This is a genomic window from Flavobacterium soyae (assembly GCF_045348165.1).
In the GTDB taxonomy this organism is placed as follows: Bacteria; Bacteroidota; Bacteroidia; order Flavobacteriales; family Flavobacteriaceae; genus Flavobacterium; species Flavobacterium soyae.
The window spans coordinates 3,623,120-3,636,923 of sequence record NZ_CP150845.1; the positions used below are offsets into that span (position 1 = coordinate 3,623,120).

The 13,804-nt window shown below is 38.1% G+C and carries 11 protein-coding genes; 2 read left to right on the top strand and 9 right to left on the bottom strand.

Annotated elements, in window-relative coordinates:
* Positions 1-51: 51 nt before the first annotated feature.
* From AABD74_RS15495 to AABD74_RS15525, 7 genes are all read right to left on the bottom strand, one after another.
* On the bottom strand, positions 52-1,284 hold the full coding sequence (locus AABD74_RS15495) for a hypothetical protein (protein ID WP_406843472.1): 1,233 nt from the start codon (positions 1,282-1,284) through the stop codon (positions 52-54).
* On the bottom strand, positions 1,281-1,721 hold the full coding sequence (locus AABD74_RS15500) for a Rieske 2Fe-2S domain-containing protein (protein WP_406843473.1): 441 nt from the start codon (positions 1,719-1,721) through the stop codon (positions 1,281-1,283). Before AABD74_RS15500 ends, AABD74_RS15495 begins: the two co-directional genes overlap by 4 nt.
* A gap of 2 nt (positions 1,722-1,723) precedes the next feature.
* Positions 1,724-2,929 carry a di-heme oxidoredictase family protein gene (locus AABD74_RS15505; protein WP_406843474.1) on the bottom strand — a complete coding sequence of 402 codons (1,206 nt, stop codon included), beginning with the start codon at positions 2,927-2,929 and terminating at the stop codon, positions 1,724-1,726.
* 218 nt (positions 2,930-3,147) lie between these two features.
* On the bottom strand, positions 3,148-4,455 hold the full coding sequence (locus AABD74_RS15510; protein ID WP_406843475.1) for a PcfJ domain-containing protein: 1,308 nt from the start codon (positions 4,453-4,455) through the stop codon (positions 3,148-3,150).
* Positions 4,452-4,835: a PcfK-like family protein gene (locus AABD74_RS15515; RefSeq protein WP_406843476.1), complete on the bottom strand. Its 384-nt coding sequence runs from the start codon at positions 4,833-4,835 to the stop codon at positions 4,452-4,454. Before AABD74_RS15515 ends, AABD74_RS15510 begins: the two co-directional genes overlap by 4 nt.
* Positions 4,836-4,858: 23 nt before the next feature.
* Positions 4,859-5,221: a hypothetical protein gene (locus tag AABD74_RS15520; protein WP_406843477.1), complete on the bottom strand. Its 363-nt coding sequence runs from the start codon at positions 5,219-5,221 to the stop codon at positions 4,859-4,861.
* A gap of 42 nt (positions 5,222-5,263) precedes the next feature.
* The gene (locus tag AABD74_RS15525; protein ID WP_406843478.1) at positions 5,264-5,656 is read right to left on the bottom strand and encodes a single-stranded DNA-binding protein; all 393 of its coding nucleotides are present in this window, start codon (positions 5,654-5,656) and stop codon (positions 5,264-5,266) included.
* Positions 5,657-6,381: 725 nt separating this feature from the next.
* Between AABD74_RS15525 and AABD74_RS15530 the strand changes: the two genes are divergently transcribed.
* Positions 6,382-9,522, top strand: coding sequence for a sacsin N-terminal ATP-binding-like domain-containing protein (locus AABD74_RS15530; RefSeq protein WP_406843479.1), 3,141 nt, complete (start codon positions 6,382-6,384; stop codon positions 9,520-9,522).
* Positions 9,523-9,524: 2 nt separating this feature from the next.
* A complete protein-coding gene (locus AABD74_RS15535; RefSeq protein WP_406843480.1) occupies positions 9,525-10,595 on the top strand; it encodes a helix-turn-helix domain-containing protein in 1,071 nt (356 codons plus the stop codon).
* A 56-nt stretch (positions 10,596-10,651) separates the two neighbouring features.
* Here the strand turns inward: AABD74_RS15535 and AABD74_RS15540 are convergent, their stop codons facing one another.
* Together AABD74_RS15540 and mobC are read right to left on the bottom strand one after the other, a co-directional pair.
* Complete coding sequence (locus tag AABD74_RS15540) at positions 10,652-11,308, bottom strand: hypothetical protein (RefSeq protein WP_406843481.1); 657 nt, start codon at positions 11,306-11,308, stop codon at positions 10,652-10,654.
* Positions 11,309-11,796: 488 nt separating this feature from the next.
* A complete protein-coding gene (gene mobC, locus AABD74_RS15545; protein ID WP_406843482.1) occupies positions 11,797-13,788 on the bottom strand; it encodes a conjugal transfer protein MobC in 1,992 nt (663 codons plus the stop codon).
* Between the last annotated feature and the right edge of the window lie 16 nt (positions 13,789-13,804).

Sequence of the window (13,804 nt, forward strand, 5' to 3'; positions counted from 1 at the left end):
ATTAAAAGCCTGCAGATTTTCAATCTGCAGGCTTTTTTATTGAATTACAGCTTAAAAATAAGTTGATATTCCCATATTAAATCCATCAGTAATGGATGGCGGATTAGAAAAAATGTCCCTTTGTTTTAAATAACGATAGTTTAGGCGAATTACGGTCTGAGAGGTGGGCCTAAAACTAATGGCAGGCATTATACTCCATAGATCTTCACCAATATTACCTCCGGTTTCTTTAAATTTTCCCACATTCCAATCCACGTATTCCAATCTGCAGGCGATGTTTAAAGTAGCTTTTTCCCATCCCAGAATTGTTTTTGTTAAGATGGGCTGTACAATATCTATAAAGCCCCCCCTTTGTTTATTTCCAAATTGCTGCGAGTAGGTCTGGGGAACATCGACATAAATCCAGGCAAATTCTGTAGTGATAAAGGTTTTGATTTTTGGCAGTGTCGTGTTAAAATCCAGGGCGAAAACAGCTACACGTCTTTTTTGGTCAATAACAATTCCATCATCCTGAAATTTATTATATATTCCACCCATATATGAAATTCCCAGTTCGCCTATTTTACTATTCCTAAGAGCTATTTTTCCTGTAAATAAAGGTTCACCGCTATTTATTTCTTCAAATCTTTCGGGGTTGTTTTTTACCGCGGGCAGGAAAGTTTTATTCTGGGTGTTTTCAATTATTGAATTATCGAAACTCCCTGATAAGTAAGCTTCATAACCAAACATCCAGTTTTTTGTATATTTTTTTCCAAAAAGCCCCACTCCGGCATTACTAAAGGTGTCGGGCAGCATTTGGGTAGATGAAATTGGGCGGTCGGTAAATTCCCATTTAGGCCCGTCATGATTTTGATTGAAAGAGCCAATTGGATTCAAAATTATTCCAGCCCTTAAATTGACCAAAGGATCAAATTCAACGTCTACAGATGCAAATTCAATTGCAATTTCTTTTCCGCCATCTTCAAATTCAATTTCACTTAAAAACTTCACTCTTTTACTAATAGCTGATGAGATGAAAACAGATAATCTTCTGGCTTGAAATTGATGGCCTTCCGATACTCCGTCCGTGGTTAGTTTTTGCCAGTTCATTTCAACATATCCTCCAATAGAAATAGGGGTTTTGTTGATATTCAATGCTGGCCTGTTGTAAAGAGCATCCATGTTTAAGATGTTTTTTACAGTATCTTTTGGAATTCTTTTTAGTAAACTGGGGTCAATTTGTGCAAAAGAAGTTAAATTAAAAAGGAGTGTAAAAAGGAATATATAAGTTGGTTTTAATCTCATTTCAGGGATATTTTTAGGAAGTTGTTTTCAATTGCTATTGGAAATTTTCTCAAGTCTTTATCAGCAGGACCGGTCTCTAAAATTCCCCTGCTGCTAAATTCACTTCCGTGAGCCGAACATTGCAGTTTATCTCCAAAAACCTGTAATTCTGCGCCCTGATGCGTGCATAACATAAACATGGCGCAATAATCGTCTGCACTAAATCGATACACACAAATCGGCGCTTTTAATATTTCATTTTGAATAATGATGTATTTTTTGAATTCTGTTTTTGTTCCTTTTTGTATTATAAAATCAGAAACGGGAACTAAAAGATCAGAGTCTTTAATCTCTCTTGAGAGAATTTGTGAGGAAGCACAGCTTTGTAATAAAGCTGCTCCGGTTACTGCTGCCACACATCCAAAACCGCATGTTTTTAAAAATTGTTTTCGATCCATTATTATAAAGATTTTATAAATTTCAGTAAAGCTTCTTTGTCTTGTGCAGAAAGTTTTTCAAATGCATTTCTGCTTTGCTTCGCCTCGCCGTCATGTAATATTATGGCCTGCTCAATAGTTTTTGCACGGCCGTCGTGCATCAGAAATAAGTTTCCTCCCTGTGAATTTTCTGAAAGACCTATGCCCCAAAGAGGTGGTGTTCGCCATTCGTAGGTTCTGGCGCTTCCTTCTGTATAACCATCATCTAATGCGCTTCCCATATCATGTAAAAGCAAATCAGTGTATGGGCTAAAAGTTTTATAAGAAAGGGAGTTAACAGGAGCATAACTTGTCTTGAGTTCGCTTTTATGACATGTCGCACAATTAATCTGAGCAAATATGCTTTTACCGCGGATAACAACAGCATCATTTTGATTGCGCTGAATTGGAGCTTTTAGGGTGCTTAGGTAAAAAACGACATCATTGACTTTAGCAGTTGGGATCTCTGGGTCAATTTCCAGATTAGAATAATGGTCTATAGGATTAAATATAGATGTAATTCCCATGTCCTGATTGTAGGCGTTAACTGTCTGATGCAGTAAATCAAAGGCGGATGCTTTTTTTCCGTATCGCCCAATATATTTACCGTTTTGGATTATTGCCGTGGATGCTGGAATGGAATAATTTGGAATAGTAATCCAGTTTATAGTTCCCGAAATGCCATCACCATCACTATCGTCAGGATCTGCCATGGCTATCAGATCCGCATCTGAAACATATTGTAAAAAACCCAGACCTGTAAATGCGGGCGGGGTAAATTTAGAGAATGCTGCCCCGGCTGGAATTTGTTCAGGTAAGAAACTCGGAAGTGCCCTGTTTTGGAGCTGCGGGCCTCCTTGATTTAAAAACAGATTCCCTGTCTCATCGATTTGCCCAAAACGGGTAAGGGTAGTAAATAAATGCCCTTTTCCATCACCTGCATGGCAATTGATACAGCTGGTTCCTACAAATGTTGGTCCCAGACCTGTTTCCCGCGTGAAAACTTCATTGACTGCCGCATCGCCTCTTAAGAATTGTGCAGATTCAGAGTTAGACAAACCATCAACCGGACCATCCAGTAATTGGTCATCTGCAGGTATTTCAACATAACTTGTATCGCAGGAGAATAGAGTAAAGCTAATGGAAATCAATAATAAAGATTTCTTTAAAAAAATATTTAAATAGTTCATGTTTTAATTTTTAGATAAATCTAAATAAATTTTTAAATAAATCTACAAAGGAAATAAAAAATGTTAAACAGTCTGTGTGAGTTTTTAAAATACACTCACTAATTCAGCTGACATGAACACGGCTTTTACTCTGTATTTAATAATTTTCAAGACTGAACTATAGTGTCTGAAGCATGGTAAGCGGAAAAACCGAAAAGATTTCTTCGGTTTTTCCGCTTTTAGGATTTTTCCTTTTTCTCTTTTTTCAATCTTGAACTGATTTGATAAAGGTTTCTTTTCATCAAGCTGAGGATGATTTTATGATGTTTTGAATTGTTGTTTTTCAGACCACGGCATTGTGCTACTTCCATTTTGGAAAGGGAAACCTCTATAGTTTCTATGGGTTTGTTATCAATACGGGCAGAGAACAGCAGAGAATCTTTCTTTTTGAAATACTCGTTGGTAAATACGCAGTGTTTCAAGCTGTCTCCTTCTTCCATAAATTCAGAGACATTCTCCAATACTGAAATAGTGATTCCTGCCTCTGAAAAGCAAAGCCCGAAAAACTGTTTTTTCTCTTCTACGTAGAGATTTTGCGCTTTTTCTATTTCAGCACGCATTTGTTTGAGGTATTTTTTTCTCTGCAATTGCTGTTTTCTCTCGACCAATTTGTCGTGCTCCAAGTGCAAATCAACAGGACAGACCAACAGCGCAGATGTGATGTCTTTTTTAAACCAACGCAGAAGTTCCATATAATCCTCCCAAATTCCAAAATCGGAAACGGTGTAATTCCTTTTAAGGCAGATTTTTACTGCCTGCCAGTTGCGCATGATTTGCTGATCGGCTGACTTAAGGTAGTAGCGGAGCCAAGAAATCTGTCCCGTTTTCAGCAGAGTTTCAGCTATAGCGTCTTTAAGAAGTGATGAAAGCAATACCTGAGGTGCTAAGTCATAAAATGCTGTTTTAAAACCATTTCTTTTCAAAACAGGAAGCATTTTCAAGCGTGGATACACCCTGTAGGGATTGATTCGGTATTTAGGAGAGTTCTGAAAATCCTTTGGACGGATTTCAAGTGGCGAATAGTACTGCCATGCATCGTATGCGTGCGAAAAAACATTGGTGCTTATTGCCATGGTGCGCACTTCGCCTTTTGGGTTTATCCAATGCTGCATTACTTCGGTATGGGAATAGGCAGGCAGGCAGTTTTTCTTCATCTGTTTGGTCGAGCAGATAATACGTACTATTTGAAAATTCGAAAGACAAGTCACTACTGTGCTGTATTCTATTTCCTTGAAATGTACCTGATTGCAACCGTGCATTTTAAGTTTTCCTTTACAGGCTGTACACTTTGTAAATTTCACAGACTGCTTCTCAGATTCGGGTTTCCACGAATTTCCGCAGTCCAGACAGTGAAATTTTCCACGTGACAATACGCCCCATTTCAGAAAAATAGTCTGCTCTGCCCAAGAGTGCATTTCGGGAGTAATGGGCGCAAGGGATTCGCTTAATGCGACTATTTGTTTCTCTATGGCGGTATGTGGTTTCATAAGTCAAAAAGTGTTAGGGTTTTCTGTAAAGGTTTCGCTGTTTGTATAACTACATTTTCGGGTCTTGCGACCTGCGGAGTCATTTCAGGGGCAGTATTGAATAAATCAGCCTTTACAGGCTGATTTACGACCACTTTGCAGTTGATTGGCGCAGGCGCACCAATACTGTCATCGTTGTAATATTTGAGAGCCATGTCAAAAATTTCCTGATTGTCAAAGGCGCACAATCCTGTCTTTTTGACCTCGCCAAAAATGTAATTGAAACAGCTCTCGATGTTTTTAGTTTCTTTGGCAAGGCTTCGGGCAAAGGCTGAATCGCCCTGCGCAGTTGTATTGAGATAATTCTCTATAGCGGTTTTAAAGTCGTCAGATGGTTTCATGATGGAAAAAGTTTGATTAATAGCTATTGTTCAAAGACATTTCTGTAGATGCCGTAGCAGTACTCCTCAAAGCAGAGCCAGCATAAAAAAGTATAGTGGGGCAGTTTATAGCGGTTTGCTACAGGCTCTCCGAATGCTTCTTCTAAATCATCCTTCATGCCTTCCAAATCTTCAAGATGTTTGATGTAAAAAGCTTTGCAGTCGTTGTGATAGATAAATTCCCCTACCATACCGCTGATACAGCCCCCACGAGCCAAGTCTTCGAGGAAGGACTTCAACTGCTGTTTTTTCTTTCCGTTATAGCCGTCTAAATGACTTAAAATGATTTCGTTGAATACTTGGCTTACATCGTAATCCGAGTACTCGTTTTTTTCTAAGGCTTTCATAATGTGATTTTTTGGCGTTTATAAATACAATCCCAACCTCCCTTAAAATGGCAGGTCATCGGGATCATCTGATTGCTTTTGTTTTTTAGGAGTGCTGTCTGCTTTCTCAGAAACTCCCTCATTTTTGGCAAAAGCCAAAATCTTAAGGCTGTTGATGTGAAAGGTCAAAGACCCCATCGCCGAACCGTCGTGACCGATATAAGTACTAATCCCCACGCGCCCGAAGAGCTGAACAAGCGCCCCTTTTTTAAGCCACTGGGCAAGTTTGGCGTTCAGCCAATATGAGCAGTCAATAAAAGTTGTAATGTGTTTGTACTCGGTGCTTCCTTTTAGTTTGTAACTGTCATTAATGGCAATGGAGAAGTTAACGACCTGTTTTTCATTTCCCACTTTGCGCGCTAGAGCATCTTTTGTAATACGTCCTGTGATTTCCATGATTTTAAATTTTAGCGTTACTATTGTTTAAAATTTCTTTCTCCCTGCACTCCCAAAAATTGTTTTCAAAAGAAAAAACGGGAAAAAAGAAAGCAAGAATCAAGTGACCGGTTATGAGGATGCGGAGTGCTATAAGTCCCGAAGGGTGGCAAGCGAAAGCGGCGCCATTATGCGCATGCAGCATACGGCGGGCACTATCTTGGCTGCCCTTTTAATCCGTTTTGAATGAAAATGATCTGTACTAATTACAGCGTCCGCCGGGCATTTGGGCAGCCTGCTGAAAAGACTGATCTGTTTCGTGTTCGGATGTTTACTGCTGCTGTGGATTGAGAAAGATGCAAAATGGACAGTAAAATCAGACTAATAATTTTGAAATATAAAATGGAAATTTATTAGATATAAGTATGACGGCTTTGGTGAAGAGAAGCCTTAAGATTTTGGTTCTGCTTATAACGTTTTTGTTTTTAGTATGCAGGATGCCTTACGTACTTATACGGTTTTTCGGCATATAATTTTAAGTGCATCGAGCAGTTCTTTTTCAGTTATGGCTTATTTATTAAGGCTTGAGGAGCAACGCCTTATAGTTTTCTTACATTTCTTATATTAGAAATACAATTGCGTACTGATATTGTGTGGGTGGCTATTGATAATTTTGATATTTTTAAGCAGAATTAAATTCAATTTCATTTTCTGTTTAATACAATTTTTTAATACTACAATTTGATATGGCAAACGGTATTTTTTCAAAGTTTGAAAGAGATGAGCTTAATAAAATCACAGCAAAATCTATTCTTGAAAAATTAATGAGCATAAGGCAGTCAATAAATGTGGAGTTTACTGCAAGAAGACTGGTATGGGAGCTCATGCAGAATGCCAAAGACAATGCTGCGCTGTGCAATGAAGATGGAGAAAAAGTTGATATTAAGATTCAGCTGAGCGGTGATGAGTTTATTTTTTCCCATACTAAAGGCTATTTTACAAATGAACACATAAGAGGACTTATACGCAAGTATTCGTCAGGAGATAAAGAAAGGGATCCTGAACTTTCAGGGCAGATTTATAAAACAACAGGACGATTCGGCACAGGTTTTATGACTACCCATCTGCTTTCGGAATCTGTTGAGGTGGAAAGTTTTTATAAAAATGAAAACGACGCTAATAGTTTCAATAAGTTCAGCTTCTGGCTGGACAGAGGCGGAAAGGGTGAAAAGGATATTATCAATGGAATTAATAATGCGTTTGATCAGGCAGAGGAAAGCATAAAAAAAGCACAAAGCATCGCGATGGGCAAAGAATCTTTTCAGACTGCATTTAAATACCCTTTAAGTGTTGAAAAGATGGAACTGGCAGAAATTGCCTGTGAAGAGGCGGAAAAAGGAATTGCTTATACATTAATCAATGTTCCGGAAATCAGCTCGTTAAACATTGACTTGGACTTATCTTCCGATACTTATACAATCAACAAGGGTAAAACATTTGAATTTGAGGGCCGGCCATTTTCATCGTATAATCTTGTTATTAACGGCAAGCCTTCCACAAAGAATTTTATTGCGGTTCAGGATGAGGAGCTTCAGATCATTATACCTGTTTCTCTTAAAAATGGAGTTATATCGGTTCTTGAATTAGATTCAGGTGTTCCAAGAATACATCTTGATTTTCCGCTGATTGGCACTGAAGATTTACATCTGCCTTTTGTGATAAACAGCTGCCTGTTTGAGCCGACTGAACCCCGAGACGGCATCAGTCTGATGGGCGAAGAAAACCCTGTTTCAAAAATAAACGGCGATATAATGGTTCGTGCCGCGAATCTATATATGCTGTTTTTATCTTATGTAGAATCTAAAGGAGACTGGAAGGATTTATATAATCTTGCCAATATACGTTCACCGAAAAACCATTCATGGATCAATTCGGAATGGTATTCTGCCACTGTGTTGCATCCAATCAGAAATAAACTGCTGTATGCATCACTTGTTGATGTTGTGGATGGCGGTAGAATTTCGATTCTTGATGATTTCGGAGATAAGCAGGCATTTTTTCCAAGTGCAGTTTCGGAAATAGTTATGGATAAATTATGGGAACTGGTTTCTCAGCTTTATCCTTCTTCAGTGCCGGTTAAAAGTGATGTGCGGCATTGGAATAAAGTGCTATGGAAAGACTGCCGCAAATTTACCATTGAGGCATTATCGGAAGAAATAGCCGAGAAGAATACTCTGGAGACTCTGGGAGCAGCTATTGGCCTTACAGGAAAAGAGGCATTATTGTTTTTAAATAAGTATTATGAGCTGCTCAATCTGGAGAAAATATACATTAAGGAGATACTGAGCGACACACTGGCCGTACTGCCAAATCAGCTGGGAGAATTGAAACTTAAAAAAGAACTGTTTTTGGACAAAGGAATTGAAGAGGAGCTTAAAAATGTGTGCTCAATTCTCAGTACTGATCCAAGAGAATACCTGATTCATAAAAATGCTTATCCGGGCGACCAAATGCTGTTTTTTCCGAAGAAGCAGGATGATATAATTTCAGTAATCAACAATGCGATAATAGACGGGAAAAATGAAGAATTAGGGATGGCATGCGATTATCTGGCATCGATTTTTCCAGAAGAAAGCTATCCGGAGGCAAAAAGAAGAGCGTCAATTTTTAATTTTTCCAAAAGGGTTTATCCTGATGAATTTACCCATAAAAGGAAAATCAAGCATTATGATGAAAAAATCTGGCAGGAATCCGATAAAAAATCCTTATTCTATGTTACATCACTTGTTGCCCACTATGAAACTGTTAAAACTGCTGCTGAACAATTAAATTTTGAAAGCAGCCAGAAATTCCTAACCTGGCTTGACAGCTTTGTTTCTTTTGTCGTTCAGCAGGGATTTGAAGGGAATATAAACAGAAGCAAGCATCCTATACTTCCGAATCAAAATGGGCAGTTCTGCATTAAAGACAGTCTTTTTCTGGATGAAGGCAATATAGGAGATGATCTAAAGGATATTGCAGCGGAGCTGGGCCACGATTTTAGGGATGAGCTTTTGGAGGAGGCTATATATCTTGAACTTCCTGAAACGAGGGTATACAATATCGGACATGTGGCAGATAAGATATCCTCATTTATTAAACCTATCATCAGAGATGTAGATCATAGGAAAACGTATAAAACGACACTTAAAAAATTCTATTTATGGATGGATGACAACAGGTCTGATGCAGAAACTTATTTTAATGATCTGTATGAAAAGAGGTTTTTGTTTCTGGAGGATGACGACATTTCCTCAAATATGAAAAATGCATCGAAGCTGAACGAGCTTCTGGCGGATTATGGATTGGAAACAATTGATGATCTTAGAAGCAGGCTTGAAAATATGGGAGATTATCAGGGGGATGAAGACTTTAATTCAACCGGCGGAAAGACCGAGATCACAAAAGAAGATTTGGTGAGTCTGGGGATTTCAACCATTGAGCAGCTCGAGGAAGCACTGAAAGACCCACTTATTTCGTCCAGATTTTATCATGTCCCGAAACGAACCAAGGAAATGCTGGACTACGCTCAGGGTTTAATTGAGCGTGCTAAAGAAAATATCAAAGATTACCTTATGGATCACCCGGATTATAACTGTGATGATATGGAAGAAACTGCGCCGACTACTCTGGCAGGAATTTTAAAAAACGGCATTCCCATCCAGATTGTAACCAGACCTTCGGACAATGGGGAAGTCATCATTTATTATGCTTCAGAAAAGGATACCCTCGATACAGAAAATGCGGAATTGTGGGTAGACAACAATAAAAGCGACCCTCACATCCTGACTTTGGGAAGAATTTTGAAAAGTACAGGTATTAACAGGATTCCATTAAACATGAATTAATTATGAAACTTCAGCAGCATGTATCAGATAACATACTAAAGGATGAAAGCAGCACCTTGGAATATAAGGCAGTTCTTCCTCCTTCCAAAGCCATAGCGCAGATATTGTGTTCTTTCGCCAATACGGACGGCGGCCTATTGATTTTGGGAGTTTCGGAAATCGGCGGATTGAAAGTTTCCGGTCTGAGCGAGGATTTCCGTGCCACTTCAATTACCCATAAGGCTTTGGATCTGCTTGTGCCAAGGCCGGTGGTAGATTACGGATACGTGCAATACGAGAACAAAAAGCTTTTTGCCATTAAAGTTGAAAAGTCACCAGAGACTGTTTCTGTGGATGGGAAAATATTTAAGAGGAATGGTTTTAAAACAATATTAGATAATCCGGCAGAAAATATATTTCAGCCTGGAGGATACAAAAGAATATCGGAGATAAATGAGCAAATGGAGCTTTTAAAAGCAGCTTCAACGGATTCTAAGCTAAAACTTTTAGAACATTATCAGAGCGTTATAAAGATTATAGATAATTTAAAGCTCTTGCTTTATCCTGAGAGTCCCTCAGTATTTACGAGTGATAAAGAAGGCAAGGTGCTTGCCAGAATCATTTTTTCCTCAGTAGTCGATAATTTTGAGACCTATCTGTCTGATGTCCTTTTTGAAATTTATCTGGCCAAACCAGAAACACTGAAATCGGAACAGATGGTAAAAGCAGAAGATGTATTGAATTGTGCGGATATACAGGAATTTATTATCTTTCTCGGAAAGCAGAAAGTAGCCAAACTTCAGAAGGGAAGTGTAAAAGGGTTTATTTCAGAAAACAAACAGATTAGTGATCTGAATGCCATGGATAAGCCGACTCAGAATGAAATTGAAAAAATACTGCAGATCAGGCACCTGTATTCCCATAGAAATGGTGTTATTGATGATAAATTTATTAAGTATTTCCCGGCGAGTGCCAGCGGTACGGAATATCAGATGTCTACTGATGAAATTTTGGATAAATTAGAATATCTGTCAGGCATCATTAATTCGATAGATAGAGCGGCTGTAAAAAAATACGATTTGGCAACAATCTAAATTCAGGCTGCAGTTCTATGAAATACTGCAGCTGAAACAGCTTGAACTATTACCTCTTAAATATAGTTAAGGGAAATATTTAGCTTCTCACTAAGTTTTTCAGAATCGAATAAACAGCAGGATAGTCCCCTAGGATCGTTAAATTCTTTCCAGATATATCCATCAGCATGGGGGCAGGTTCTTTTTACCATTTCTTTGAATATGATGCCGTTTGCAAAATCGGTCAGTCTCTGGCCGAATAGTCCAGTATTATAGCAATCAGTCCTAGTATCTATAGTAAGTTTAGAAATCAAATCGACTTTACGTCGTAGGTCAGGCTCCTCTAAAATGCTGTCAAAAATGGGTCTTAGTTGCAGAAAATTATTATCGTTCTCGAATGTCTTCAGCTGATCTGTGAAAATGTCAATATTCAGTTCATGTAAAATATCCATCATCTGATAGATGGTAGCACATTTACTAAAATCAATCAGCTGAAGCTCATTGACTGTATTTAAGGAGGTCAGGTAATAGTACTCCTTTCCATTTTTCCGGCATGCTTCTATTCCAAGGCTATGGGCTATTTGGATGGAGTCTGTAAAAAAGTATAATTTTGCTTTGTTTTTGTGGCCTATTCCTTCAAATAGATATTCGTCGTTTAAAAAGTCGCTTTTCCAGCCTTTGGGCGGCACTTGTAGGTCATACCTGAATAGGTCTGTATTCTTAGTTGTGATCATTAGTGTATTATTTTCTTTTAAATGCAATAGTCATATTATTTGTTGGCTATCCTGCCAGCAGTCAACATGTATTTATTCAATCTTTCCAGTATCGTGAATGTGATTTATTTCTATACTTTGTTAATGCAGCTGCCGCTGCAGTTTGAAGTCCTCGGTCATTTTGAATAGTTTTTGGTTTGGCAATTTCAATTAGGTTTTATGAAGCCACACTGCCGCTGTCTTAGATAGATATTGCTAAAGTATGGAATTTTTAAAAATACAATTGGATTTTTGTTCAGAATTTACGTCGTAATCAATAAAAAGATTTTATTTGTGAATACACCTAATGAAATGTTTTGCCAGCATAAATTTTAAGATCAATTTATTTAGTTTAAGAGTTACATAAATATGCTGATCCTTTTTCCAAAAAAGTAAAATCAGGTGTTCTATATTTAGATTTTAATACGTATTTTTTCTTTATCTAGACGATCAGGATTGTGAAAACCTTTTTAATTTTTCTTTTTTTTCACTATCAGGTGCTTGCGGTTCACGTCACCTGCAATAATATCAATTTCAGACTCAGAAAGATCCTGAATATCTTTTTTAATCTGTGTATAATTTCTATTTACAATGCCATTTTCCAAACTGCGGACCGGGGGGAAATCTATGTAATTTTCAGTTTCTTTCTGAAGTGCTTTATGATCGTTTAAAATTTCTGAGTGAAAACTTTTAAGATCAATCCTACAGTCAGGATTATCTGCCGTCATACCAACAAATTCCCCAGAACTCAGCGATGCAATTTTAGAAGCAGGAACGGCAGATTCAAGCTGGCGAGACCTGCTGATGGAAGTGTCTGAACTGTTAATTGAAAGGCTTTCACGTTCCTGCATGATCTTTCCAAAACGCTCAGAAAGCTGTTTGGCAGTATCCCCTGTAACTTGTCCTGAGATGATATTTCCCGTTATGTTCATAATCACATCGGCCTGCTCACGGCCATAATCTTTTTTGAGCTGGCTAAAGTCCTGTATTCCCAAACAGGTACTGACTTTATTGCTTCTTGCTGTTGCAATCAAACTATCTATATTGTTTAGATATACGGTTGGAAATTCGTCAAATATCAGACTGCTTTTAAATTTATCCTTCTGGTTTACCTGTTTGACAAGGCGGTTGATATATAAAGAAAGTACGGCTCCATAAGTCTGTATTTTCTGCGGATTATTTCCCATGCATACGATTTTAGGATCCCGTGGATTATTAATATCAAGGGTAAAATCATTGCCGCAAAGCACGTAATAAAGCTGAGGAGAGGAGAGCCTTGACATGGCAATTTTAGCTGAAGCAATTTGTCCCTCAAGCTGCTCTGAGGCCTCATTTAGATATGCGCTGACAAAGGGATTGATCAGCACTTCAATTTCTTTTTCAGATCTAAGCAGCGTAAAGAGATTGTTATATTCCAGCTGCATGAGCTCAATCACATGGGGAAGGGTGCAGAATTCACCATTGTTGTATTTTTTCAAATACCATATGACAGCGGTTAAAAAATTGATTGGGGATTCAACAAAAAAATCGCCTTGTTTTTTGATCCATTCGCGGTTGAGGCCCAAAAGTATAGTACGTGCAGATTCTGCTGCGTCGGTTATATCTGTCATGGAAGAAGGCTCAAGGGGATTGCATCTGTGGGAGCGGGTGAGATCGTCAAAATTAATGACAAAAAACTTAGGCTCGACTAAATACAAATGTCTGTATTTCAAATAAGCATTGTAAGTGATTTTGGTAAGGTCATCAAACTTAAAATCATACACAAACATCGTGAAACCTTTAGCGATATGCTGGGTAATTATATGGCGGATAACAAAATAAGATTTACCTGATCCTGGCGAGCCGCACACCAGAAGACCTCGAAAAGGATTGATGATATTAATCCAGCTTTTTCTCACTTTATCCTTAAGATAATACTTTGCAGGGAGATTAATTGAAAATTCATTTTCCAGAAGTCTTTCTTCCTGCGGAAATGTTTCATTTTCCCTATTGAAGATGTCGCGTCCTTTTAAAGTCCTGCTGATCATTCTGCTGAGCAGCGTTCCTCCGGTAATCACCAGAAGAAAACCAAAAGAGGTCAAGCATATATATACACCAAAGGCAGATAAATTAACAAAGCTTAGCAACAGAATAAGCTGACTTCCAAAATATAAAAAAAGCCCCGAGGCAATAAAATATACAGCCGTCTTAAGTTTTAATTTTTCATTCTTACGGCCCTTAGCACCCATTAGGGAAATAAATACCAACAGCAGAGCCATAAACTTGGATTTAAGGAAGCCGCTGAAGAGCCCAGTCCTGTAAATATTCTCCAAAATCCGGTTACTGAATTTCGATGTCAGTCCTAAGTCCGCAAAAAAGCTGTAACCGTAATAATAAAAATGGATCCCCAAAATAATAATGCTTATCAGCCGGGTCATATCCAAAATTTTTCTCAGTGCCTGTTCATTTTCTCCTGTCTGCATAACTGTAATTTTTAGA